Source organism: Neorhizobium tunisiense, assembly GCF_039631515.1.
Lineage (GTDB): Bacteria > Pseudomonadota > Alphaproteobacteria > Rhizobiales > Rhizobiaceae > Neorhizobium.
In genome coordinates this window covers 707,717-729,862 of record NZ_JBDIUU010000002.1, presented here as the reverse complement: position 1 = coordinate 729,862, position 22,146 = coordinate 707,717, and the positions used below count along the sequence as shown (strand labels likewise).

The 22,146-nt window shown below is 62.1% G+C and carries 26 protein-coding genes; 14 read left to right on the top strand and 12 right to left on the bottom strand.

The window, feature by feature from the left end:
- Window positions 1-28: 28 nt before the first annotated feature.
- From ABCW43_RS12660 to ABCW43_RS12650, 3 genes are all read left to right on the top strand, one after another.
- The gene (locus ABCW43_RS12660) at window positions 29-484 is read left to right on the top strand and encodes a GFA family protein (RefSeq protein ID WP_345924775.1); all 456 of its coding nucleotides are present in this window, start codon (window positions 29-31) and stop codon (window positions 482-484) included.
- A gap of 91 nt (window positions 485-575) precedes the next feature.
- Window positions 576-1,001: a VOC family protein gene (locus tag ABCW43_RS12655; protein WP_345924773.1), complete on the top strand. Its 426-nt coding sequence runs from the start codon at window positions 576-578 to the stop codon at window positions 999-1,001.
- A 146-nt stretch (window positions 1,002-1,147) separates the two neighbouring features.
- Window positions 1,148-1,699 carry an SH3 domain-containing protein gene (locus ABCW43_RS12650; RefSeq protein WP_345924771.1) on the top strand — a complete coding sequence of 184 codons (552 nt, stop codon included), beginning with the start codon at window positions 1,148-1,150 and terminating at the stop codon, window positions 1,697-1,699.
- A 7-nt stretch (window positions 1,700-1,706) separates the two neighbouring features.
- Here ABCW43_RS12650 and ABCW43_RS12645 read toward each other — a convergent pair whose 3' ends face one another.
- Together ABCW43_RS12645 and glpK are read right to left on the bottom strand one after the other, a co-directional pair.
- Window positions 1,707-2,996, bottom strand: coding sequence for a serine hydrolase (locus tag ABCW43_RS12645; RefSeq protein ID WP_345924769.1), 1,290 nt, complete (start codon window positions 2,994-2,996; stop codon window positions 1,707-1,709).
- A gap of 111 nt (window positions 2,997-3,107) precedes the next feature.
- On the bottom strand, window positions 3,108-4,601 hold the full coding sequence (gene glpK, locus ABCW43_RS12640) for a glycerol kinase GlpK (protein WP_345924767.1): 1,494 nt from the start codon (window positions 4,599-4,601) through the stop codon (window positions 3,108-3,110).
- Between the two features lie 188 nt (window positions 4,602-4,789).
- On the opposite strand from glpK, the gene ABCW43_RS12635 reads away from it, so the two are divergent.
- The 5 genes from ABCW43_RS12635 to ABCW43_RS12615 all read left to right on the top strand — a co-directional run bounded on the left by ABCW43_RS12635 (window position 4,790) and on the right by ABCW43_RS12615 (window position 11,752).
- Window positions 4,790-5,566 (top strand): 3-hydroxybutyrate dehydrogenase, encoded by a 777-nt coding sequence (locus ABCW43_RS12635; RefSeq protein ID WP_345924765.1) that lies wholly within the window; start codon window positions 4,790-4,792, stop codon window positions 5,564-5,566.
- A gap of 83 nt (window positions 5,567-5,649) precedes the next feature.
- Window positions 5,650-7,122 carry a xanthine dehydrogenase small subunit gene (xdhA, locus tag ABCW43_RS12630; protein WP_345924763.1) on the top strand — a complete coding sequence of 491 codons (1,473 nt, stop codon included), beginning with the start codon at window positions 5,650-5,652 and terminating at the stop codon, window positions 7,120-7,122.
- Window positions 7,122-9,458, top strand: a complete 2,337-nt coding sequence (gene xdhB, locus ABCW43_RS12625) for a xanthine dehydrogenase molybdopterin binding subunit (protein WP_345924761.1) — start codon at window positions 7,122-7,124, stop codon at window positions 9,456-9,458. Before xdhA ends, xdhB begins: the two co-directional genes overlap by 1 nt.
- A gap of 202 nt (window positions 9,459-9,660) precedes the next feature.
- Window positions 9,661-10,506 carry a xanthine dehydrogenase accessory protein XdhC gene (xdhC, locus tag ABCW43_RS12620; RefSeq protein ID WP_345924759.1) on the top strand — a complete coding sequence of 282 codons (846 nt, stop codon included), beginning with the start codon at window positions 9,661-9,663 and terminating at the stop codon, window positions 10,504-10,506.
- A gap of 316 nt (window positions 10,507-10,822) precedes the next feature.
- On the top strand, window positions 10,823-11,752 hold the full coding sequence (locus ABCW43_RS12615) for a LysR substrate-binding domain-containing protein (RefSeq protein ID WP_345924758.1): 930 nt from the start codon (window positions 10,823-10,825) through the stop codon (window positions 11,750-11,752).
- A gap of 15 nt (window positions 11,753-11,767) precedes the next feature.
- On the opposite strand, the gene ABCW43_RS12610 is transcribed toward ABCW43_RS12615, so the two are convergent.
- The gene (locus tag ABCW43_RS12610) at window positions 11,768-11,995 is read right to left on the bottom strand and encodes a hypothetical protein (RefSeq protein ID WP_345924756.1); all 228 of its coding nucleotides are present in this window, start codon (window positions 11,993-11,995) and stop codon (window positions 11,768-11,770) included.
- A 117-nt stretch (window positions 11,996-12,112) separates the two neighbouring features.
- Here ABCW43_RS12610 and ABCW43_RS12605 point away from each other — a divergent pair, with 117 nt between their 5' ends.
- Window positions 12,113-13,009, top strand: coding sequence for a LysR substrate-binding domain-containing protein (locus ABCW43_RS12605; RefSeq protein WP_345924754.1), 897 nt, complete (start codon window positions 12,113-12,115; stop codon window positions 13,007-13,009).
- A gap of 75 nt (window positions 13,010-13,084) precedes the next feature.
- Here ABCW43_RS12605 and ABCW43_RS12600 read toward each other — a convergent pair whose 3' ends face one another.
- Entirely contained in the window at window positions 13,085-13,444 is a 360-nt protein-coding gene (locus ABCW43_RS12600) for a hypothetical protein (protein ID WP_210008812.1), read from the bottom strand.
- Window positions 13,445-13,744: 300 nt separating this feature from the next.
- Here ABCW43_RS12600 and puuD point away from each other — a divergent pair, with 300 nt between their 5' ends.
- The 5 genes from puuD to ABCW43_RS12575 all read left to right on the top strand — a co-directional run bounded on the left by puuD (window position 13,745) and on the right by ABCW43_RS12575 (window position 18,331).
- Window positions 13,745-14,971, top strand: coding sequence for a urate hydroxylase PuuD (puuD, locus tag ABCW43_RS12595; RefSeq protein WP_345924750.1), 1,227 nt, complete (start codon window positions 13,745-13,747; stop codon window positions 14,969-14,971).
- Window positions 14,968-16,287: a guanine deaminase gene (guaD, locus tag ABCW43_RS12590; RefSeq protein ID WP_345924748.1), complete on the top strand. Its 1,320-nt coding sequence runs from the start codon at window positions 14,968-14,970 to the stop codon at window positions 16,285-16,287. The genes puuD and guaD overlap by 4 nt, the downstream gene beginning before the upstream one ends.
- 13 nt (window positions 16,288-16,300) lie before the next feature.
- The gene (locus ABCW43_RS12585; protein ID WP_345924747.1) at window positions 16,301-16,621 is read left to right on the top strand and encodes a type II toxin-antitoxin system HigB family toxin; all 321 of its coding nucleotides are present in this window, start codon (window positions 16,301-16,303) and stop codon (window positions 16,619-16,621) included.
- Entirely contained in the window at window positions 16,614-17,027 is a 414-nt protein-coding gene (locus ABCW43_RS12580) for a DUF1508 domain-containing protein (protein WP_345924745.1), read from the top strand. The genes ABCW43_RS12585 and ABCW43_RS12580 overlap by 8 nt, the downstream gene beginning before the upstream one ends.
- Before the next feature lie 158 nt (window positions 17,028-17,185).
- The gene (locus ABCW43_RS12575; RefSeq protein WP_345924743.1) at window positions 17,186-18,331 is read left to right on the top strand and encodes an alpha-hydroxy acid oxidase; all 1,146 of its coding nucleotides are present in this window, start codon (window positions 17,186-17,188) and stop codon (window positions 18,329-18,331) included.
- A gap of 27 nt (window positions 18,332-18,358) precedes the next feature.
- On the opposite strand, the gene ABCW43_RS12570 is transcribed toward ABCW43_RS12575, so the two are convergent.
- From ABCW43_RS12570 to ABCW43_RS12535, 8 genes are all read right to left on the bottom strand, one after another.
- Window positions 18,359-19,102, bottom strand: a complete 744-nt coding sequence (locus ABCW43_RS12570) for a hypothetical protein (RefSeq protein ID WP_345924741.1) — start codon at window positions 19,100-19,102, stop codon at window positions 18,359-18,361.
- Between the two features lie 71 nt (window positions 19,103-19,173).
- On the bottom strand, window positions 19,174-19,458 hold the full coding sequence (locus ABCW43_RS12565; RefSeq protein WP_345924740.1) for a Txe/YoeB family addiction module toxin: 285 nt from the start codon (window positions 19,456-19,458) through the stop codon (window positions 19,174-19,176).
- The gene (locus ABCW43_RS12560; RefSeq protein WP_038544445.1) at window positions 19,458-19,745 is read right to left on the bottom strand and encodes a type II toxin-antitoxin system Phd/YefM family antitoxin; all 288 of its coding nucleotides are present in this window, start codon (window positions 19,743-19,745) and stop codon (window positions 19,458-19,460) included. Before ABCW43_RS12560 ends, ABCW43_RS12565 begins: the two co-directional genes overlap by 1 nt.
- Window positions 19,746-19,806: 61 nt before the next feature.
- A complete protein-coding gene (locus ABCW43_RS12555; RefSeq protein WP_345924735.1) occupies window positions 19,807-20,556 on the bottom strand; it encodes a metallophosphoesterase family protein in 750 nt (249 codons plus the stop codon).
- Window positions 20,556-20,912 (bottom strand): hydroxyisourate hydrolase, encoded by a 357-nt coding sequence (gene uraH / locus ABCW43_RS12550; RefSeq protein ID WP_345924733.1) that lies wholly within the window; start codon window positions 20,910-20,912, stop codon window positions 20,556-20,558. The genes ABCW43_RS12555 and uraH overlap by 1 nt, the downstream gene beginning before the upstream one ends.
- Complete coding sequence (locus ABCW43_RS12545; protein WP_345924731.1) at window positions 20,909-21,409, bottom strand: ureidoglycolate lyase; 501 nt, start codon at window positions 21,407-21,409, stop codon at window positions 20,909-20,911. The genes uraH and ABCW43_RS12545 overlap by 4 nt, the downstream gene beginning before the upstream one ends.
- 29 nt (window positions 21,410-21,438) lie before the next feature.
- Window positions 21,439-21,801: a HepT-like ribonuclease domain-containing protein gene (locus tag ABCW43_RS12540; RefSeq protein WP_345924729.1), complete on the bottom strand. Its 363-nt coding sequence runs from the start codon at window positions 21,799-21,801 to the stop codon at window positions 21,439-21,441.
- Complete coding sequence (locus ABCW43_RS12535) at window positions 21,798-22,088, bottom strand: nucleotidyltransferase family protein (RefSeq protein ID WP_345924727.1); 291 nt, start codon at window positions 22,086-22,088, stop codon at window positions 21,798-21,800. The genes ABCW43_RS12540 and ABCW43_RS12535 overlap by 4 nt, the downstream gene beginning before the upstream one ends.
- Between the last annotated feature and the right edge of the window lie 58 nt (window positions 22,089-22,146).

The following is a 22,146-nucleotide window of genomic DNA, read 5'->3' as shown; positions in this document are numbered from 1 at the left end:
TAGTTCATGGGGAAATGGAGACAGACACATGCCCAAACCCACTCTCCCCATGGAAGGCTCATGCCGCTGCGGGCAGGTGCGCCTGAAGATCAGCGCACCGCCGATCCTGACCATGGCCTGCCACTGCACCGGCTGCCAGAAGATGAGCGCCAGCGCCTTCTCGCTCTCCGCCGCGATCCCCTCTCAAGGGTTCGAGGTGACCGGGGGCGAACCGGTGATCGGTGGCCTGCATGGCAGCGACGCCCACCACTACCACTGCCCGCGCTGCAAGAGCTGGATGTTCACCAGGCCGGTCGGAATGGACTGGTTCGTCAACCTGCGCCCCACCATGCTCGACGACCCCAAATGGTTCGTGCCCTTCATCGAAACCTACACGTCCGAAAAGCTGCCCTGGGCCACGACCCCGGCCGTACATTCCTACGAAGCCTTCCCGCCGATGGAAGCCTATGAAGGCCTGGCGAAGGAATTTGCGGCACGGGACTGATTTTCTCTCAGCCGATGTCGGCGTCTCCTTCTCCCGTTCGTCCTTGCATTGTCCGCCATGGACGAGAACGATCCGAACAGGAGGGAAAATCATGGATACGAATGCCCAGACGAACGACAAGCAGGCGCAATCGCCTGTCCGCGGCGGCGTGGTCGCCTATCTTCAGCTCGATGGCGCGATGAAGGCGGCCGAGTATTACAAGAAGGCCCTCGGAGCAGAGATCGAAACCTTTCATCCGGTGGATGACCAGGGCCGCACGATGCACATCCATCTCTATATCAACGGCAGTTCGGTGATGCTCTGCGATCCCTATCCGGACTACGGCCATCCGCTCGAAAAGCCGCAGGCCTTCACCATGATGCTGCCGGTCGACGATATCGATTTCTGGTGGAAACGCGCCGTCGACGCCGGAATGACGATCGAGACGGAGCTGCAGGTGATGTTCTGGGGCGACCGCTACGGCCAGGTGCGTGATCCCTTCGGCGTCGCCTGGGCGATGAATGCTCCGGTCAAATAAGGCCCGAACTCAAGTCTTCGTTCGTGAACACCTGAGCGCCGATTGCCGGAGAGACATTAACCTTCCGGCAACCATCACCACCGCCTATGGACCCGGCCGGCCTTACGTTCTAGGCCGGCTCGGCGGGTCTAAACTTCGGCGGGTCAATGAAGATCAGGTCTCTTGCTGCAACGGCCCTCGTGGCGCTGGTCTTCCTTTCGCCCGTGGCGGTGGGACAGCCCCTCCAGGCAAAGCCTGCCTTCAACGAAGACTGGAAGAAAGGCCGGGAAACGGGGCTTCCCATCCCGCGCTTCGTATCGCTGAAAGCGAGGACGGCCTATCTGCGGGTTGGGCCGTCAACCGACTTTGCCACGATATGGGTCTACACCGCGCAGGGGCTGCCGCTCGAGATCACCCAGGAATACGGCAACTGGCGGCGGGTCAGGGACGCCGACGGCACGACCGGATGGATGTTCGCGCCACTGATATCGAGCAAGCGAACCGCCGTCATCGGCCCTTGGCTGCAACAGCCGATACCGCTCCGCTCGGCACCCTCCAGAAGCGCCCGCGTCATCGCCAGGCTTCTGCCGGAAGTCCGCCTCGATCTGGTCAACTGCGACGGCACTTGGTGCCGGGCCGTTCTCCAGAGGGAGCGGCTGCGCGGCTATGTCAGCCAGGCCTCGCTCTGGGGCGTCTATCCGGACGAAACGGTCGAATAGCGCGGCTTCAGCGCACCACGAAGCAGGTGATCGTCTTGGCCTGAAGGGCCGAGCAGGCCCGCGCGGCTGAATCGCCATCCGCAAAACCGACGAAACGAGCGCGATAGATTTGCTTGCCGCCGTCGGAATAACTTTCGACGCTCGGCGTGACACGGCCATACCCTTGGGCGAGCACCGGCACTGCCTTTTCGAGCAGCGCGGATGCCTGATCGCGGCTTGCGGCCGCGGCGATCTGGATGCGCCAGGCGGAGCCCGCCGGTTGCGGCGGCGTCATTGCCTGAGACGACGCAGTCCGGGACGGCGCGGTCGGGGCTGGCGCAGTGTTCGGAACGGCGGCCCGGGGCGTTGCATAGAGATTGGCGAGCGCCGCTTTCGGCGTAACGCCGAGGGTGATCTCCTTGCGCGGCGAAGGCGTCGCAAAGGCGAGCGGCATCGTGTCTTCGGCCGGCCGCTTCTGTGTCTCGTAGGCGACGAGGCCGCCGGACGCAGCATTGTTGTTGCCCGGCACATACCGGTCGAGAAGCGCCGCCATCTGGTCGTCGCGCTTGCGGGCGGTCTTGCCGCCCATGACCACGCCGATCACCCGCCGGCCGTCGATGGTGACGGCGCTGGCGATATTGTATCCGGAAGCGTTGGTAAAGCCAGTCTTGACGCCGTCCATGCCGGGATAACGGTACATGAGGTTGTTGTGGCCGCGCAGGCGCTTGCCGCGGAACTCCATGTTTTTCTGCGAAAACAGCTGGTATTCCCGGGGGAAATCCCGAATGAGCGCCAGCGCCAGCTGGGCCATGTCCCGTGCCGTCGTTACCTGGCTGTCGTCCGGCAGGCCCGACGCGTTGCGGAACACGGTGCGGCTCATGCCGAGCGCTCGCGCCTTCCTGGTCATCATCTCTCCGAAACGCTCTTCCGAACCGCCGAAATAATCGCCCATCGCCGCAGCCGCATCATTGGCCGAGCGCACGATCATGCCGTTGACGGCCTCGCGTACGGTAATTGTCCGGCCGGCGGGCACACCGAGCTTGGAGGGGATCTTCGACGCCGCATTCGGCGTCACGGGGATGTCCTGGTCCCATTTCAGGCGGCCCTCGCGCAGCGCCTCGAAGGTCATGTAGAGCGTCATCATCTTGGTGAGCGATGCCGGATGGTTGATCTCGTCGGCATTCTCCGACGCCAGAACCTTGCCGCTCTTCACATCATAGATGAAATGCGCGTAGCCGGCCTCGGCCGGAACGCGGCTGATCGCCAGAGAGGCGCCAAGCACCAACAGGAAAGCCAAAATCTGCGGAATTCTAAACATGCCCACCCTCTCTAAGTCGCCGGCGAGGATATGGCAACGAACATGGTGCGAAAATGACGCGATTCGCATTTGATTCGAATTTTCAATAAATGGTTAATCGAAAATAAGGACTTACGCACTTGTCAGCGTTCTCCTGACGGCATCCTTCCAGCCGCGCAGCTTGGAAGTACGGGTCTTTTCGTCCATCTGCGGCTCGAATCGCCGCTGCCTGGCCCAGCTTTTCGCGAAGGCTTTTTGGTCCGGCCAGACGCCCGCCTTCGAGCCGGCAAGCCAGGCGGCCCCGAGCGCCGTCGTCTCAAGGATGGTCGGCCGGTCGACGGGCGCGTCGATCAGATCGGCGAGCCGCTGCATCGTCCAGTCGGAGGCGACCATGCCGCCGTCGACACGCAGCACGGTGCTGCCGTTCGCATTGCGCCAGTCCTTCTGCATCGCGTCGTAGAGGTCGCGGGTCTGGTAGCAGACCGCCTCCAGCGCAGCGCGGCAGATTTCCGCAGGACCGGTCGCACGGGTCAGGCCGAACATCGCGCCGCGGGCTTCCGCATCCCAGTAGGGTGCACCGAGACCGGTGAAGGCAGGCACCAGGTAAACCTCCTGCTGAGGATCGGCTTCCTCCGCCAACTCACCGGTCTGGGAGGCTCTTTCGATGATGCCGAGCCCATCGCGCAGCCATTGCACGGCGGCGCCGGCGATGAAGATCGAGCCCTCCAGCGCATAGGTCGTCTCGCCGTTGAGGCGATAGGCGATGGTGGTGAGCAGCCGGTTCCTGGAACGAACCATGTCGGCGCCGGTGTTGAGCACCGCGAAGCAGCCGGTGCCGTAGGTGGATTTCATCATGCCCGGTTCGAAACACGCCTGGCCGATCGTCGCGGCCTGCTGGTCGCCGGCCACACCCAATATCGGGATCGCCGCGCCAAACAGGCTTTCATCGGTGATGCCGAACTCGTCGGCGCAATCCTTGACCTCCGGCAGCATCGCGGCCGGGATGCGCAGGATCTCCAGCAGGTCTTCGTCCCAGCGGTTGTCGGCGATATTGTAGATCAGCGTGCGCGAGGCGTTGGTCGCGTCGGTGACGAAGCTTTTTCCGCCGGTCAGGCGCCAGATCAGGAACGTGTCGATCGTTCCGAAGCACAGCTCGCCCTTGGCCGCCCTCGCCCGCGCACCCTTCACATTGGCGAGCATCCAGGAAAGCTTGGTGCCGGAAAAATAAGGGTCGAGCAGCAGGCCGGTGCGGCGGCTGAACAGCTTTTCGAGGTCCTGCCGCTTCAGCTTTTCGCAATAGCTGGCGGTGCGGCGGTCCTGCCAGACGATGGCATTGTGGATGGGTTTGCCGCTTTCGCGCTCCCAGACGACCACCGTCTCGCGCTGATTGGTGATGCCGATCGCGGCAATCTCGGAGGCCTTGAGCTTGGCTTCCTTGAGTGCCTGCTTGACGGCCCAGAGAACGGTCTCCCAGATCTCCTCCGGATCATGCTCGACCCAGCCGGATTTCGGAAAAATCTGGGTGAATTCCTTCTGGCCGATGCCGGCGATTTTCATCTCGCCGTCAAAGACGATCGCCCGCGTCGAAGTCGTCCCCTGATCGATCGCCAGAACATAACCCGCCATGCCGCTCCTCCCCGTCCATGCAATGCGCCCGGACGGTTTGAGCAGAAGCAATGAAAGCCTGTCAAACGGAAAAGACTTTTGCCGGGTCGGACAATTGCCATCCCGCGGAATTTGCGCATAACCTGCCGTGATCATCGCGGCGCACAAGAACGCCGCCCAGGAAGGCTGGATCGCAGGGAGATTTGGGCATGAGCAGAACCGTCGTCGTCACCGGCTCCACGAGCGGCATCGGGCTCGGTGTTGCGAAAGCGTTCGCCGCCGAGGGCGCCAATGTCGTCATCAACGGCTTCGGGCCGGCGGATGCGATCGAGGCGACCCGCCGCGAACTCGATGCGCTTGGGCCCGGCCGCGTGCTCTATCATGGCGCCGACATGACCAGGCCCGCCGAGATCGAGGACCTCATCGCAACCGCGGTCAAGAATTTCGGCACGGTCGATGTGCTGGTCAACAATGCCGGCATCCAGCATGTGGCGAAGATCGAGGATTTTCCGCCGGAAAAGTGGGACCAGCTGATCGCCATCCTGTTGACGTCGGCCTTCCACACCATGCGCCATACGATCCCGTTGATGAAGGCCGCGGGCAAGGGTCGCATCATCAACGTGGCGTCCGCCCACGCGCTGGTCGCCTCGCCGTTCAAATCCGCCTATGTGGCTGCCAAACATGGTATTTTAGGACTAACCAAAACGGCAGCCTTGGAACTTGCGGAATTCGGGATTACCGTGAATGCGATATGCCCGGGCTACGTGCTGACGCCGCTGGTCGAGAAACAGATCCCCGATACCGCCCGCGAGCGCGGCATTACCGAGGACCAGGTGAAGACCGAGGTGATGCTGAAGCTGCAGGCGACCAAGGAATTCGTCTCGATCGACGAGGTCGCGCAGGCGGCGATCTATCTGGCAAGCGATGCGGCGAGAAGCATTACCGGGACGCATATCTCGATAGACGGCGGCTGGACCGCGCAATAACTGGCCAATAACTGAAACCGGCCAGTAAATGGGCGGGCCAGTAACGGAATACAGGAGCCGGTAACGGCGGACGAAGGAGAGACATGAGCGAAGCCATCCGCTTCATCGTGAATGGAGATGAGGTCACCCTTGGAGATTTCGGACCAACGGAAACCCTTCTCGACTATCTTCGCCTGAGGCGGCGGCTGACGGGTACCAAGGAAGGCTGTGCGGAAGGTGACTGCGGCGCCTGTACGGTGCTGATCGGGCGTTTGACGGACCATGGCCTGCGCTACGAAAGCGTCAATGCCTGCATCCGGTTCTTAGGCTCCCTGCACGGCACCCACGTGGTGACCGTCGAGCACCTGGCCGGCCGTGACGGCGCGCTGCATCCGGTGCAGCAGGCGATGGTCGATTTCCACGGCTCGCAATGCGGCTTCTGCACCCCCGGCTTCGTGATGTCGCTCTACGGCCTGTGGCTCTCGAACGGCGCGCCGACGCGCGCCGATATCGAAAGCGCGCTGCAGGGCAATCTCTGTCGCTGCACCGGCTATGAGCCGATCGTCAAGGCGGCCGAACATATCGCGGCCAACCGGCCGAGCTCGCTGTTTGACCCGCTGGAAAGCGAGCGAATCCAGATCATGGCCAAGCTCTGGGGCATCCATTCCGGCAACGACACGATCACCATCGAGAAGGATGGCGCCCGCTCGATCGTCCCGGCATCCGTCGCAGTCTTTGCCGATATCCTCGCCGAAGAACCGGAAGCGACCATCGTCGCCGGCGCAACCGATGTCGGGCTTTGGGTGACCAAGCAGATGCGGCTCCTGAACCCGGTGATCTTCATCAACCACCTGACCGAACTGCAGTCGATTGCATCAGACGAGACGGGCATCACCATCGGCGCCGGCGTCAGCTATAGCCAGGCTTTCGACGTCCTCTCCGACGAGATCCCGTCGCTTGGTCGTCTGATCGACCGGATCGGCGGCCAGCAGGTGCGCAACATGGGCACGATCGGCGGCAATATCGCCAACGGTTCGCCGATCGGCGACACCCCGCCGCCGCTGATTGCGCTCGGCGCCGAACTGACGCTGCGCTCCCATTCCGGCCGCCGGACGATCCCGCTCGAGGATTATTTCCTGAGCTATGGCAAGCAGGACCGCCTGCCGACCGAATTCGTCGAGAAGGTTTTCGTGCCGCGCCCGACAGAGGGCAGCCATTTCGCCGTCTACAAGATCTCCAAGCGCCGCGACGAGGATATTTCCGCGCTCTGCGGCGCCTTCCACCTGAGGCTCGACGCCGACGGCAAGGTCGAGACCATCCGCATCGCCTTCGGCGGCATGGCGGCGACCCCGAAACGGGCCAAACACGTCGAGGATGCGCTTCTCGGCCAGGAGTGGAGCTGGGGCATCGTCTCGTCCGTGCGCGACGCGTTCGGCGAGGATTACCAGCCGCTGACCGACTGGCGGGCGACCGCTGAGTACCGCAGCCTGACGGCCAAGAACCTGCTCACCCGCTTCTTCCTGGAAACCGCCGGCGCGCCCGCGGAGCTCCGCCGTTTCGAGCTGGAGGAGGCGTGATGGACAAGACCACGTTCGACAACAAGCCGACCATCAACGGCCCGATGCACACCCCGCTGAAACATGATTCAGCACATAAGCACGTCACCGGAACCGCCGAATATATCGACGATATTCCCGAACCCTCAGGTACGCTGCACGGCGGCCTCGGGCTTGCCGACCGGGCGCATGCGGAGATCGTCTCGATCGATCTTTCGGCGGTCAGAAGCGCACCCGGCGTCGTCTGGGTGATCACGGCGGAAGACATTCCAGGCTTCAACGACGTCGCCTCGACCGGCCAGCACGACGAGCCGCTGCTCGCCACCACCAACGTGCAGTTCCACGGCCAGATCATCTTCGCCGTGATCGCCGAGACCCGCGACCAGGCACGCCGCGCCGCAAGACTCGCAAAGATCGAATATCGCGACTTGCCGCACTGGACCGATATCGACAGCGCCCGCGAAAACGACGCGCCTTATGTCGTCGAGCCGATGACGCTGAAGCGCGGCGAGCCGGAAACCGAGATCGACAAGGCGCCGCTCCGCGTCCAGAACCACATGTATATCGGCGGCCAGGAACATTTTTACCTGGAAAGCCATATCGCGCTCGCCATCCCCGGCGAGGACGACGAGATCGTCGTCTGGTCCTCCACCCAGCATCCGAGCGAAATTCAGCACATGGTGGCGCATGTACTTGGGGTGGCCAACAACGCGGTGACCGTCCAGACCCGGCGCATGGGCGGCGGTTTCGGCGGCAAGGAGACGCAGGGAAACCAGTTCGCAGCACTTGCGGCAATCGCCGCCAAGAAGCTGAAGCGCGCGGTGAAATTCCGCCCCGACCGCGACGAGGATATGTCGATCACCGGCAAACGCCACGATTTCCGCGTCGACTACGACGTCGCCTTCGACGAGGAAGGCCGCATCCATGCGGTCGACGCCATCTATGCCGCGCGCTGCGGTTTCTCCGCCGACCTCTCCGGCCCGGTCACCGACCGCGCGCTCTTCCATGCGGATTCCAGCTATTTCTACCCGCATGTGCGCCTGACCTCGCAGCCGCTGAAGACCCACACCGTCTCCAACACCGCGTTTCGCGGCTTCGGCGGGCCGCAGGGCATGCTCGGCGGCGAGCGGATAATCGAGGAAATCGCCTATGCGGTCGGCAAGGACCCGCTCGAAATCCGCAAGCTGAACTTTTACGGCCAGCGCGGTTCGAACCGGACGATGACGCCCTATCACCAGGACGTCGAGGACAATATCATCGCTCGCATCGTCGACGAGCTGGAAACTTCGTCGGGCTACCAGGCACGGCGGCAGGCGATCCTGGAGTTCAACTCGCACAGCCCGGTGATCCGCAAGGGCATCGCGCTGACGCCGGTGAAGTTCGGCATATCCTTCACCATGACCGCCTATAACCAGGCGGGCGCGCTGGTGCATATCTACAATGACGGCTCGATCCACCTGAACCATGGCGGCACCGAAATGGGCCAGGGCCTCTATACCAAGGTGGCGCAGGTGGTGGCGGATACGTTCCAGGTCGATATCGACCGGGTGAAGATCACCGCGACGACGACCGGCAAGGTGCCGAACACGTCGGCGACCGCCGCCTCGTCCGGCACCGACCTGAACGGCATGGCAGCCTATGACGCCGCCCGCCAGATCAAGGAACGGCTGATCGATTTCGCCATGCGGCAATGGAAAGTCGGCCGCGACAAGGTCGAGTTCCTGCCCAACCGGCTACGCATCGGCGGCGAGATCGTGCCCTTCGACACGTTCATCCGGGCCGCCTATTACGACCGGGTGCAACTGTCGGCGGCCGGCTTCTACAAGACGCCGCGCATCCACTGGGACCGCAAGGCGGGCCGCGGCCGGCCGTTCTATTATTTCGCCTATGGCGCGGCGGTTTCCGAAGTGTCGATCGACACGCTGACCGGCGAATACCTGGTCGACCGCACCGACATCCTCCACGACGTCGGCAAGTCGCTCAACCCGGCGATCGACATCGGCCAGGTGGAAGGCGCCTTCGTGCAGGGCATGGGCTGGCTGACCACCGAGGAATTGTGGTGGGACGACAAGGGGCGCCTGCGCACCCACGCACCCTCGACCTACAAGATCCCGCTCGCCTCCGACCGGCCGAAGATTTTTAACGTCAAGCTTGCCGAATGGGCCGAAAACGCCGAACCGACCATCGGCCGCTCCAAGGCCGTCGGCGAACCGCCGTTCATGCTGGCGATCTCGGTGCTGGAAGCATTGTCGATGGCGGTGGCAAGTGTGGCGGATTATTCGGCCTGCCCGAGGCTCGACGCGCCGGCGACGCCGGAACGGGTGCTGATGGCGGTCGAGCGGATGAAGGCGATGTGATGGCTGACCTTGCGGCATACCCCCCTCTGCCCTGCCGGGCATCTCCCCCTCAAGGGGGGAGATTGGCAGGACGCACTGTTTTGCCCTGCTCTCAGCCTTATCTGCGACGCAAGCCCATCGCATTGAGGAGGAGTGAGGCCTGGCCACATCCGATCTCCCCCCTTGAGGGGGAGATGTCCGGCAGGGCAGAGGGGGGTGCCTAGTGCGCGACCTCTCCCTGACTGCGTTCATCACCGCCCACCCACGCACAATCCTCGTCGAACTCCGCGAAGCGAAAGGCTCTACCCCCCGCGAAGCCGGCACCTTCATGCTGGTGGCGCAAACGGCGATCTGGGGAACGATCGGCGGCGGGCAGTTCGAATATATGGCGATCGACAATGCCCGGGCGATGCTGTCGGGCGGCGGCGAGGCGGTGATGGACATTCCGCTCGGGCCGGAGATCGGCCAGTGCTGCGGCGGCCATACCCGGCTTGCCTTTCGGCCATTGACGCCGGAGCTCGCGGAGGCGCTGGAAAAGCGCCAGCGCGACGAGGAAGACGATCGCCCGGCGGTGGCACTGTTCGGATCGGGTCATGTGGGCCAGGCGCTCGCAAGGGCGCTGGTTCCCCTGCCCTTCGCGGTGACCGTCGTCGAGACCCGCGCCGAGGCGCTGGAAGACCTGCCGGCCGAAACGGAAAAACATCTCATCGCCATGCCGGAAGCCTTCGTCGAAAAGATTCCGACCGGCGGCGCGGCGATCATCCTCACCCATGACCATGCGCTGGATTTCCTGATCGCTGAGCGCGCCTTGGCGCGCACCGACCTTGCCTATGTCGGCATGATCGGCTCGCGGACCAAGCGCGCCACCTTCGCCAACTGGCTGAAGCGCCAGGGGGACAACGAGGGCGGCGGCGACGAATTTCTGCCGCGCCTCGTGCTGCCGATCGGCGGCACGGCGGTCAGGGACAAGCGCCCGGCAGTGATTGCGGCGCTGGTCGCCGCAGAATTGCTGGAGATCTACGCCGCCCGGCAGGGGCAGCCCTCAAAGCGGCAGGTCCCGACCGCCTGAGCGCCGGTTTCCCTCCCAGAATGCCGCCTCGCGGCTTCGCGGCCCGGCTTCAGGGAGCGCGAGATCACTGCGCAGGTCCTCCGGCAGCGCCGGAATATGTCGGCTACCGGGTCGCAGGAGCCGGTGGAAGAAGCGGCGCATCTGCCGCCACGCCAGAACCGGACGGGAGGGTTTCAAAGGCAAGGCATCGGCGCTTGCGGACAGCATGGTTGCTCCACATCCATAAATAACATTGCTTACTTGAAAGAATGAATGCGCTGGATTGCAGGCGATTTCCAATTCAATTACGATAGGCCACGATAAAGAGAGCTTATCGATGAAACTGTCTCGCCGTTTTCCGCTGAATGCGCTCAGGGTCTTCGAGGTGGTCGCCCGCCTCGAAAATTTCACCCGCGCGGCGGAAGAGCTGGGCATGACCCAAACCGCCGTCAGCTACCAAATCAAGCTGCTGGAAGACTATCTCGGTGACGCGGTGTTCATCCGCAGGCCGCGGGCGCTGCAATTGACGGAAACTGGCCGAAATCTCCTGCCGAAAGTGGCCGAGGCTTTTTCCCTTTTGTCTGAAGCGGTGCAGGAAGCGCGCGGCACGACGGAGGAGACATTGGAAATCCACTCCCCGCCAACCTTTGCGTCTCATTGGCTGGCACGGCATATTGGCGAATTTCAGCTCGAACATCCGCATATTGCCGTGCGGCTCGTGCGCAGCGGTACCCACGACGGGGAATATCCGCAACCGACCGATGTGGCGATCCGCATTGGGGCAAACCCTTGGGCCGGCTTGATCTGCCATCCGATATTACGCCTAACCTATGCGCCCATGCTCAATCCGCAACTCGCCGAAAGCGTCGGCGGCATCGAGACGCCCGCCGACCTGATGAAGCCGCCGTGGATTTCGAACGGCAAGGGGCTGTGGAACGACTGGTTCCAGGCCGCCGGCCTCGATCCCATCGGTATCAGGCAGATGCAGCTCGACGCATATGGGGCGCTGGACCTAGAAGCGAATGCCGCAATTGCCGGCCATGGCGTTGCCATGCTCAGCCCCTTCCTGTTCAAGGCCGAACTTGCCTCGGGTCGCCTCGTCCAGCCTTTCGATCTCGCCCTCAGCGATACCAAGACCTATTGGCTTTGTTATCCGCCTGCGCGCAAGAATGCGGCCAAGGTCAAGGCCTTCGCTGCTTGGATCCAGGCGGCCGTAGCCCGTGAACTGGCACTGGCGCCGGGCCAGCTCGCCCCGCCGTTGGCCTGACGCTCTTCGCGTCGCCTAGAGGCTTCGTTGAGTATAGATCATCCGGGCCGTTCGGAACGAGCCTTCTTCCGGAGCACCGCGCCGGTCCCGTCCGTCGAGCATGCCGACATCGCGCTGCCAGCTTTCCGGCATCTCTTCCATATCGACACTGTTTTGATGCTTCAAGAGCAGGCGATTGAACAATTCAGCCAGAGAGACATGCGGCAGAAGCCGCCCGAAATGCATATGGGTTATCGAAAACATTGTTGACCTCCAACGGGATAAACCCGTTTCCATAGGTTCGTTGTGGAGGTAATATGCGCTGCGAAGCGATGGTAATCCAATCGAATCCCCATCTGTATGCATCAAGAGAACTCATCCATGAAGATGTCGAAACAGTTCCCGCTGAATGCGCTTCGGGTATTCGAATGCGCCGCCCGGCTGATGAGTTTCACCAAGGCCGGCAAGGAACTCGGGCTCACCCAGACCGCAGTGAGCTACCAGATCAAGCTGCTGGAGGACATGATCGGCGAACAGCTTTTCCTGCGCCGGCCGCGGCAGGTCTCGCTGACCGAGGCCGGCGAGCGGCTGGCGCCCAAAATTACCGAGGCTTTCGCGATCATGGGTGATGCGCTCTCCACCATGCATGACGCATCGGAGGGCACGCTGATCATCCATTCGACGGCGACTTTCGCCTCGCGCTGGCTGGCGCGCCATCTCGGCACATTCCAGCTCGAAAATCCGGGCATTGCGGTGCGGCTGGAGACTTCGCAGGAGATGATCGATTTTTCGCGCGCGGAGGCCGATATCGCGATCCGCAGTGGCAAAGGCGAATGGCCGGGCCTGCGCCGGCATTTTCTGATGCGCAATCATTTCACGCCGATGCTGAGCCCGGATCTGGCCGCCACGATCGGTGGGGTGAAGACGCCGGACGATATCCTGAAGCTCAGGATCATCGATGCCGGCGATCCGTGGTGGCCGTTCTGGTTTGCCGCAGCCGGCCTGCCCGATTCCGACCTCACCGGCCGCCCGGTGAGCAGGATGGGTGCGCAGGCCTTCGAGGCGGCCGCTGCGATCGCCGGCCAGGGGGTGGGAATCCTGCAGCCGGAATTTTATACGGACGACGTCGCGCTGGGGCGGCTGGTCCAGCCTTTCGACATTCTCGGCTATGACGGAAGCGACTATTGGCTCGTCTATCCGGAGGCGCGCCGGAATTCCAAGAAAATCCGTGCCTTCCGCGATTTCATGCGGAAAACCATGCCGACGTTCCGGGACTAGCAGTCAGTTTTCTATCCGCCGCTTTGCTGGACGGAAAACCGCCTGAAGATTCCGCATCTGGCTGCCTTGCCAAGCCTAATAGCTCATGTCCGGCGCGTAGAAACAGCGCAGCGTATCTTCCGTCGGATAGAGGCAGAGGTGGTATTCCTCATCCTGGCTCCGCCTCGCCTGGCTCTGCGGCAGTTTGAAATCGTGCGGGCGGGTGATCAGCCGGTGGTCGCCCGGCCCCAAGATGATCTCGTAGCCACCGTCGATAATCTTGACGTTCCTGGTCGAGATCATCTGGCAGTCGCCGGTATGGTTGTCGCCATTGCAGCAGAAACCGTCATATTTCCAGGTCACCCCGGTCGCACTGTGCGCCTCGTGGGCACCGGCCGAACCGACCTGGACAAAGGACGCGTATGCAATCATCACACCTGTCAGAATACCACGCATGAGCTTAGTCTCCGTTGATGAATGCCCCCACCACCGGCTCGAACCGCACACATTACCAGGCTTTCGCCGGCTGACTTACAGCTGTCACACTACGTGAGTCGCATGAGCGGACTAACCCTCATTTATTGCGATGCACAAGTAAGCACCTCCTACTATTTGCAATCCAGAGGACCGCGAGGGAACTCTAAGCGAACGGTCCCGGTTCCCTTACGGAACAAAAAGTGTTCCGAGGCCCCCTCTTCCCTTGGCCGGTTTTTTTCCCCAAAGTGACGAGTCGGGGGGCAAAAAGGGGAAGACCGAATGTACGAATATGCCGTCGCCTGGGAGTGGCTGAGTTTTGCCGCTCGCTGGTTCCATGTCATTACCGGGATCGCCTGGATTGGCTCGTCCTTCTATTTCATCGCGCTGGACCTCGGGCTGACCAAGCGCCCCAACCTGCCTGCCGGTGTTTACGGCGAGGAATGGCAGGTGCATGGCGGCGGCTTTTACCACGTGCAGAAATACCTCGTGGCACCGGCCGAAATGCCGCAACATCTGACATGGTTCAAATACGAGAGCTATTTCTCCTGGATTTCCGGCTTCCTGATGCTCTGCATCGTCTATTACGGCGGCGCCGACCTGTTCCTGATCGACCGGACGGTGATGGATCTCGCCCCCTGGCAGGCGATCGGCCTGTCGCTCGCCTCGCTGTCGATCGGCTGGATCATCTACGACCTGCTCTGCAAATCGCCGCTGGGCAAGAACACCTGGGGCCTGATGGCGCTGCTCTTCCTGGTGCTGATCGCCATGGCCTGGGGTTATACGCAGGTGTTTTCCGGACGCGCCGCCTTCCTGCATCTCGGCGCCTTCACCGCGACGATCATGTCGGCCAACGTCTTCTTCATCATCATTCCCAACCAGAAGATCGTGGTGGCGGACCTGATCGCCGGGCGCACGCCGGATCCGAAATACGGCATGGTCGCCAAGCAGCGTTCGCTCCACAACAACTACCTGACGCTGCCCGTCATCTTCTTCATGCTGTCGAACCACTATCCGCTGGCGTTTGCGACCGCTTTCAACTGGGTGATCGCCGCTCTCGTCTTCCTGATGGGCGTGACGATCAGGCACTGGTTCAACACCACCCATGCCCGCAAGGGCCGGCCGACCTGGACCTGGCTGGTAACGGTGCTGCTGTTCATCGTCATAATGTGGCTCTCGACCGTGCCGAAAGTACTGACCGGCGAGACGGAAACCTCGATGACCCCCATCGCCCAGAAATTCGCCGCCAACAGCCATTTCGGCGCAGCGAAGGACGTCGTGCAGGCGCGCTGTTCCATGTGTCATGCGGCTGAACCCGTTTACGAAGGCGTCAATTTTACCCCGAAATCCGTCAAACTGGAGACGGATGCCGAAATCGCCGCGCATGCGCGGGAAATCTATATCCAGGCAAGCCGCAGCCATGCCATGCCACCGGGTAATGTCACAGCCATTTCCCCGGAAGAACGCAAGCTGCTGGCGGCATGGTACGAAAGCGCGATATCCCAATGACCCAGACGCTGATCCGCGGACGGCTGCTCTCCTTCAAGCGCGCTCCGCACTCGCTGACCGATACCGATAGTTACGCCTATGAGAGCGACGGCGCGCTGCTGATCGACGGGGACAAGATTTCGGTTGCCGGCAGCTATGGAACGGTGAAGGCGATCGCGCCCGAGGGCGTCGAGGAAGTCGACCACCGGCCGCATCTGATCCTGCCCGGCTTCATCGACATGCACCTGCATTTCCCGCAGATGCAGGTGATCGCCTCCTATGCCGCCAATCTGCTCGAGTGGCTGAACACCTATACCTTTCCGGAGGAATGCCGGTTCGTCGAAAGCGAGCACGCCGCCCGCATCGCCACGCATTTCTACGACGAGCTGCTGCGCCACGGCACCACGACCGCGGCCGCCTACTGCTCCGTGCACAAGACCTCGGCCGACGCCTTCTTTGCGGAGGCCCTGAAGCGCGGCATGTGCATGGTCGGCGGCAAGGTGATGATGGACCGCAACGCACCGCAGGGCCTGCTCGATACGCCCGAAATGGGTTATGACGAGACGCGCGCCGTGATCGCCGACTGGCACGGCAAGGGCCGCAACCATGTCGCCATTACACCGCGCTTCGCGATCACCTCGACACCCGGCCAGATGAAGGCGGCCCAGGCGCTGGCGCAGGAGTTTCCCGACCTGCACATCCAGACCCATCTTTCCGAGAACCACGACGAGATCCGCTACACCATGGAGCTCTATCCGGAGGCGACGGACTATACGGACATCTACGCCCGCTACGGACTGCTCGGAAAAAAGACGCTGCTCGGCCATGCGATCCATCTCTCGGAGCGCGAGGCGGATGCGCTGTCGGAAGCGGGAGCCGTCGCCGTCCACTGCCCGACCTCCAACCTCTTCCTGGGCTCCGGCCTGTTCCCGATGAAATCGCTGATGCGGCGAGAAAAACCGGTGCGGGTGGCAGTCGCCACCGATATCGGCGGCGGCTCCAGCTATTCGATGCTGCGCACCATGGACGAGGCCTACAAGATCCAGCAATTGCTCGGCGAGCGCCTGAACCCGCTCGAAAGCTTCTACCTGATGACCAGAGGCAATGCCGAGGCGCTGGCGATGGCGGACGATATCGGCACGCTCGAACCTGGCACCGCCGCCGACCTCGTGGTGCTGAACGCGGCATCGACACCGGCCATGCGGCTGCGGATGGAAACGGTGAAGACGCTGCCGGAAGAGCTGTTCCTGCTACAGACCATGGGTGACGACCGCGCCGTGGTCGAGACCTATGTGGCGGGCAAGGCGATGAAGGGGGGGCTTGTCGGTGTGATATGAGACTGTCTCTGCCATGAGGATCATTGCCCGCCGGACTCTAACTAGATTTGTGGAGAGCCTTGCAGGTCGGCGGGATCATCCTGCTGTCAAGGATGCGATTGATGTCTGGCATGATCGCGCCAGCAAAGCTCAATGGAGGAATTCTGCCGACGTTCGGCAAACTTTCGCCACGGCGAGCATCATCAATGCCGAGCGCATCATTTTCAATATCAAGGGAAACGACTATAGACTGGTGGTCGCTATCGATTTCGACAAGTCGATTATCTGGATAAAATGGATCGGTACGCACAAGGAATACGATCACATCGACGCGGCAAAGGTGGAATATGATTGAGATCCGGCCCATCCGCTCGGAGGAGGACTATGAAGGCGCTCTACGAACCCTCTCCCAGCTCTGGGGAGCAGCCAGCGGAACGCTGGAGGGCGACCAGCTCGATATTCTCGCGACGTTGATCGACGCGTATGAAAAAGAGCATTTTCCGATAGATGCCCCGAGTCCGGAAGCACTGGCAGCTTTCGGCAAGGAGCAGCAAGAAGCTTTGGCGGTGTCGCTTGAAGATCAGCTTGTCTTTCAGGTCTTCAAGGACAAGGCGGGCCGTTTTGCATTTCGCCTTTTAGGCGGCAGCGGCAAAATTATCCTCCACTCGGAGACATTCGATACAAGATCCGATGCGATCAACGCAATCAAGCTGCTGCAAGAGAGCGCATCACGCTCGAAGATAGTCGAACTCGCCGCATGAAGCCGGATAGGCACTGAACGGCGAAGAGCCCGGCATCCCTACCTGAGGAAAGCCTGAACGCGCGACAAAAAACCTGATCATTTTCGGTGACCCGCGCCGAAAATTTGTGCTAATTCCTGGCCCGCCTTGTCTCCCCGCCTTCGAAAGCAACTCGACTGATGTCCAAGCCGCTGACCATCGCAGACCTGAAAATCCTTGCCCGCCGTCGGGTGCCAAAGATGTTCTTCGATTATGCCGATAGCGGCGCCTGGACCGAGGGAACCTACCGGGCGAACGAGGAGGACTTTTCCAGGATCAAGCTGCGCCAGCGCGTCCTGGTCGACATGACCAACCGCACGCTGGAAACCACGATGATCGGCGAAAAGACGGCGATGCCCGTGGCGCTTGCGCCGACCGGCATGGCCGGCATGCAGCATGCCGACGGTGAAATGCTGGCCGCCAAGGCGGCGGAAGAATTCGGCGTGCCCTTCACGCTGTCGACCATGAGCATCTGCTCGATCGAGGACGTCGCCTCGGTGACCACGAAACCCTTCTGGTTCCAGCTCTACGTGATGAAGGACCGCGGCTTCGTCGAACGGCTGATCGGCCGGGCCAAGGCAGCGAAATGCTCGGCGCTCGTCGTCACCGCCGACCTGCAGGTCCTCGGCCAGCGCCACAAGGACCTGCGCAATGGCCTCGCCGCTCCGCCGAAGCCGACGCTCAACGCGGCCCTGCAGCTCGTGACGCGCCCGAGATGGTGCCTGGAAATGCTTCAGACCAAGCGCCGCGGTTTCGGTAATATCGTCGGTCATGCGAGCAACGTTTCCGACCTCTCCTCGCTCGGCGCCTGGACGGCCGAACAGTTCGACCCGCGGCTTTCCTGGGACGACATCCGCTGGATCAAGGATCTCTGGGGCGGCAAGATGATCATCAAGGGCATACTCGACGAAGAGGATGCGCGCGCCGCCGCCGACACGGGCGCCGACGCGATCATCGTCTCCAACCATGGCGGCCGCCAGCTCGACGGTGCTCCCTCCTCGATCAGCATGCTGCCGAGGATCGTCGAAGCGGTCGGCGACCGGATCGAAGTGCATGTGGATGGCGGCATCCGCTCTGGCCAGGACGTGCTGAAGGCGGTGGCGCTCGGCGCCCGCGGAACCCATATAGGCCGGCCTTTCCTCTACGGCCTCGGCGCCATGGGCAAGGAGGGCGTGACGACGACGCTCGAAATCATCCGCAAGGAACTCGACATCACCATGGCGCTCTGCGGCAAGCGGGATATCCAGCAGATCGACCGCAACATCCTCGCCAACATGCCGTTCTGATGATCTGTGAGGGCGGTCGCCGCTATCTCAGCACCAGCCACCCTTGCCCGCGCCCGGCCGTTTCGCCAGTCCCTCGTTGACGAGGACATCCGCAAGCGAACGGCCGTTGCGCGTCACTTCACGCAGTTTGTGGCCTTCGATCTCGTCCTCGTTCCCCTGCCAGGTGACCAGTTCGAAAGGCCCCGAATCGAGAAAGGCGCGCACCCGCAGTTCCGCATCGCTCGCCTTGATCCGTTCAGCCTCGCAACGCGGCTTCCTGATGTCCGGCACCTCGATGCCAACGAGGCGGATCTTCTGGCCGTGGAACACGAAACGGTCCGCGGCCACGACGCAGTCGTCCTGCTTGGCCGAGCCGCACAGATAGAACTTCGCCTCATAGGCGCCGGCAAGGTTCTCGTTGCTCTTCGGCGGTTCGGCAGCCTTCTGGATTTCGTCGAGGACCGGCTTGCCGATCGGCGCCGGCGGGATGATCGCGGCGGTGTGGCTCTGGTCGGGAGCGACCACGGGTTTCGGCGTCACCGGCCGGTGCGAAGGGCCGGAACTCGCCTGGACGGGTTTTGCTGGCACCGGCCTTGCGGCCACCTGGACCGGTCTACCCGAAGTCAGGCCGGCGACGAAACGCCTGGCCTCCGCGGAATTCTCATAAAGCACGATACCGCCGGCCACCAGCGCCAGCGTCCCGAGCCAAGGCCAGAGCGACGAACCGGAGCCCGACGACCGCTTTGGCGAACTCCTGCGCCGAGAACCGGATTTGCCACGCGTTTGGGCCATGACGATCTCTCCTGTCGAATCGGAAAGAAGTATCGGGGGGAAGGATTGCCGAAAGGTTTCAGGAGGCCCCGTCAGTAGTGGAAACGGCATTGGAGGATGATCAGCCGCGGCTGGTCAGTACCGCTCTCCACTCGGTAAACAAGCCGGTGTTCCTGAGTTATTCGGCGTGACCAATGCCCTTTGAGCTGATTGCGCAAAGGCTCGGGCTTGCCGATGCCCTGGAACGGGTGACGCAATGTGTCCTTGATCAGCTCGTTGATCCGACCGACCATTTTGGGATCGGTCTCCTGCCAGAAAATATACTCCCGCCAAGCCTCCGGCTCCCAGACAAGCAGGTAGGCTTTCGCTGGAGGCATCAATCCGCTTTCTTATTGGGGATATAGTCTTCAGGTTCGATAAGGTCGTGCGCTATCAGCTTGGAGCCGTCATTGACATTGGCGATCGCCTCCATCAGCCGCGTCGCGTTGGCGGGCGTCGACATCAGATGCAGGGTCTCCAGCATACCCTCGTATTCATCCTTGTCGATCAGGATAGCGGACGGCTTGTCGCGGCGCATAATCTCGATCGGCGCGCGGTCGTTAGAGACCTCATCGAGGAGGCTGGCCAGTTCTTGCCGGGCCTGGGAAAACATGACAGTGCGCATGGATGGCTCCTCGATTACATGTACAACAAATAGTACAAGTCCCTATCGAAGTCAATTTGACCTAACCCGCCCTGCCCGTCGCGAGCGCCACAGCCCAGTCGGCGCGGCCGTTTTCGGCGGCGAGCCGCGACATCGCCAGGTGGTCGTAGGCCACGTTGCGGAACTGCGGTATCCAGCCCGCGGACGTCTTTTCCAGGATCGCGTAGGACGCCATCGCGTGGCCGGTCTCCACTTTGTGGAAGTAAGGCATATCGTCGTCATAGGCCGGGCAGCCGACGCTGCCGGGATTGACGATCAGCCGGCCGTCGGAGAGTTGCACTGCCCGCGGGATATGGCTGTGGCCGCAGAGGATCAGCGGCTGTTCGATACCGTCCGCCAGCGCCTCGATCTCCTCCAGGGGCTTGAGGAAGACATGACCTTCGCTCGATACCTGCTCCAGCCAGTAAATGTTGTCCGACTGCGGCGTCGCGTGGCAAAGGTAGGCCTCGTCGCGATAGACGGCGCTGAACGGCAGCTTGCGCAGCCATTGCAGGTGGCGCGGCGCCAGCTCGGAAAAGGCATGCACCTCCCATGACGGCATGGCATCCGCCGGGTTCTCGATCAGGTAGCGGTCGTGATTGCCACGCACCGTCAGCGTCGCCATCGTGTCGAGAAGCAGCAGCAGGTCGGCGGTGCGCCCGGCTTCGAGGGGTCCGCTCAGGCAATCGCCGAGATTGACGATCTCGGCAATGCCCTGCGCATGAATGTCGGCAAGCACCGCTTCGAGTGCTGCGCAATTCCCGTGGATGTCGGCGATCGCAGCAAAACGCATCAGCTCCCCCGATAGGTGGAATAACCGTAGGGCGACAGCAGCAGCGGCACGTGATAGTGCGCCGTGGTGTCGGCAATGCCGAAGCGGATGGGGATCACGTCGAGAAAGGCCGGCTCGGCAAGTTCGACGCCGCGGGCTCGAAGATAGGCGCCGGCGTGGAAGACCAACTCGTATTCGCCGGTCAGGAACGTCTCGCCGATCAGAATCGGCCCGCCATCCACGCGGCCATCGCTATTGGTGACGACGGTCGTGAGTTTTTCGCGGGTCTCGCCGTCCAGCCGATAGAGGTCGATCGACAACCCCTCGGCCGGTTTGCCGCTGGCGGTGTCGAGGACATGGGTGGTGAGGCCCGTCATAGGCTCGGCTCCGAGATCAGGTAGGGGGTGTCGAAGAAAACCTCCTCGTAGTTCGCAGAGGTATTGTCCCTGTCCACCACCAGGAAATCGCTGACGACTCCGATTGCCATCAGGGGATGATGCCACGAATTGGGGAAGTAGTTGACGCCCTGATGCGGCTGGACGAGGAAGACCTGCGGCTTGCCCGGCCGGCCGTCTTCGTCATGGGAAACCGCGATCAGGAAGGGCTGACCCGATATCGGCGAAAAGCTCTGGCTGGCGAAAGGATGCCGCTCCATCATCGTGATCGCATAAGGAAACTGCCGCGGCTTGCTGCGGAAGATGCTGAAGATCAGCCGCTCCGGCTCGCCGATCACCACCGGCTCGGCGAGCGCATGATAACGTTCGGTCGTGCCGCCGTTGATCAGCCGCATGGTCGCCGGATCGGCTTCGATGACATCGCCGAAAGGCGCGAAGGCTTCCTTTGTGAGGGGCAGGATTTCCAGATATTCGGTCAATTTATTCGCCTTCAGTCATTCGCCTTCAATCATTCGCCCTGAGCACGCCAGTTGCGCAGGGAGTCGAGCTGGGAAACCAGCAGCGGCAGGGAGGTTCTCACCGTATCCAGAACGATGGGAAGCTCCAGCTCGTAATAATCATGGACGACGAAATTGCGCATGCCCTTTATCTTCGACCAGGGAATTTCCGGATGATCGACGGGGAAGTCCGGATGATGGGTCATGATCCTGGCGGCACTCTCGCCGATCAGGACCAACGCCATGCCGACCGCCATCTGCGTGCGAATGTCGCCGAGAAACGTTTCCTGCTCCATGCCGACCACGAACTCGCAGGCCTGAAGTGCTGCGGAGTGCATCTGGTCGAGATATTCCCTCAGTCGGTCAGCACTCATATGGGTGCCGCTTCCGACAGGATCCGGTCGCGCATCGAATTGCGGATGCCCCCGGACGTGACGAGATCGACCTTGACCTGCAGCAACGTTTCGAGCGTGTCCCGCAGTCCGCCGAGATCGAACAGGGTGGTGCCCGGAAGTGCATCGACAAGGATGTCGATATCGCTGTCCGGTCCGTCTTCGCCACGGGCGACGGAGCCGAAGACGCGCGGGTTGGTCGCGTTGAAGCGTTTTGTCGCTTCGCGGATCGCTTCCCGGTTCTTCTCCAGCACTTCCGACGGTCTCATGCGGCGTCACTCCTGATATCGCCAATATAAGCGACGGAGAGGATTGAGGAAAGCAGCG

Excerpts from the sequence above, each read along its gene's own strand:
- ABCW43_RS12565 (WP_345924740.1), bottom strand. The coding sequence starts at position 19,458 with ATGCCTCCAGCGAAAGCCTACCTGCTTGTCTGGGAGCCGGAGGCTTGG.
- guaD (WP_345924748.1), top strand. The coding sequence starts at position 14,968 with ATGACCCAGACGCTGATCCGCGGACGGCTGCTCTCCTTCAAGCGCGCT.
- ABCW43_RS12615 (WP_345924758.1), top strand. The coding sequence starts at position 10,823 with ATGAAACTGTCTCGCCGTTTTCCGCTGAATGCGCTCAGGGTCTTCGAG.
- ABCW43_RS12635 (WP_345924765.1), top strand. The coding sequence starts at position 4,790 with ATGAGCAGAACCGTCGTCGTCACCGGCTCCACGAGCGGCATCGGGCTC.
- ABCW43_RS12535 (WP_345924727.1), bottom strand. The coding sequence starts at position 22,088 with ATGAGACCGTCGGAAGTGCTGGAGAAGAACCGGGAAGCGATCCGCGAA.
- ABCW43_RS12555 (WP_345924735.1), bottom strand. The coding sequence starts at position 20,556 with ATGCGTTTTGCTGCGATCGCCGACATCCACGGGAATTGCGCAGCACTC.
- ABCW43_RS12610 (WP_345924756.1), bottom strand. The coding sequence starts at position 11,995 with ATGTTTTCGATAACCCATATGCATTTCGGGCGGCTTCTGCCGCATGTC.
- ABCW43_RS12580 (WP_345924745.1), top strand. The coding sequence starts at position 16,614 with ATGATTGAGATCCGGCCCATCCGCTCGGAGGAGGACTATGAAGGCGCT.
- xdhB (WP_345924761.1), top strand. The coding sequence starts at position 7,122 with ATGGACAAGACCACGTTCGACAACAAGCCGACCATCAACGGCCCGATG.
- uraH (WP_345924733.1), bottom strand. The coding sequence starts at position 20,912 with ATGACGGGCCTCACCACCCATGTCCTCGACACCGCCAGCGGCAAACCG.
- xdhA (WP_345924763.1), top strand. The coding sequence starts at position 5,650 with ATGAGCGAAGCCATCCGCTTCATCGTGAATGGAGATGAGGTCACCCTT.
- ABCW43_RS12570 (WP_345924741.1), bottom strand. The coding sequence starts at position 19,102 with ATGGCCCAAACGCGTGGCAAATCCGGTTCTCGGCGCAGGAGTTCGCCA.
- ABCW43_RS12600 (WP_210008812.1), bottom strand. The coding sequence starts at position 13,444 with ATGCGTGGTATTCTGACAGGTGTGATGATTGCATACGCGTCCTTTGTC.
- glpK (WP_345924767.1), bottom strand. The coding sequence starts at position 4,601 with ATGGCGGGTTATGTTCTGGCGATCGATCAGGGGACGACTTCGACGCGG.
- ABCW43_RS12540 (WP_345924729.1), bottom strand. The coding sequence starts at position 21,801 with ATGAGTGCTGACCGACTGAGGGAATATCTCGACCAGATGCACTCCGCA.
- ABCW43_RS12605 (WP_345924754.1), top strand. The coding sequence starts at position 12,113 with ATGAAGATGTCGAAACAGTTCCCGCTGAATGCGCTTCGGGTATTCGAA.
- ABCW43_RS12650 (WP_345924771.1), top strand. The coding sequence starts at position 1,148 with ATGAAGATCAGGTCTCTTGCTGCAACGGCCCTCGTGGCGCTGGTCTTC.
- ABCW43_RS12585 (WP_345924747.1), top strand. The coding sequence starts at position 16,301 with ATGAGGATCATTGCCCGCCGGACTCTAACTAGATTTGTGGAGAGCCTT.
- ABCW43_RS12645 (WP_345924769.1), bottom strand. The coding sequence starts at position 2,996 with ATGTTTAGAATTCCGCAGATTTTGGCTTTCCTGTTGGTGCTTGGCGCC.
- ABCW43_RS12560 (WP_038544445.1), bottom strand. The coding sequence starts at position 19,745 with ATGCGCACTGTCATGTTTTCCCAGGCCCGGCAAGAACTGGCCAGCCTC.
- ABCW43_RS12660 (WP_345924775.1), top strand. The coding sequence starts at position 29 with ATGCCCAAACCCACTCTCCCCATGGAAGGCTCATGCCGCTGCGGGCAG.
- ABCW43_RS12655 (WP_345924773.1), top strand. The coding sequence starts at position 576 with ATGGATACGAATGCCCAGACGAACGACAAGCAGGCGCAATCGCCTGTC.
- ABCW43_RS12575 (WP_345924743.1), top strand. The coding sequence starts at position 17,186 with ATGTCCAAGCCGCTGACCATCGCAGACCTGAAAATCCTTGCCCGCCGT.
- puuD (WP_345924750.1), top strand. The coding sequence starts at position 13,745 with ATGTACGAATATGCCGTCGCCTGGGAGTGGCTGAGTTTTGCCGCTCGC.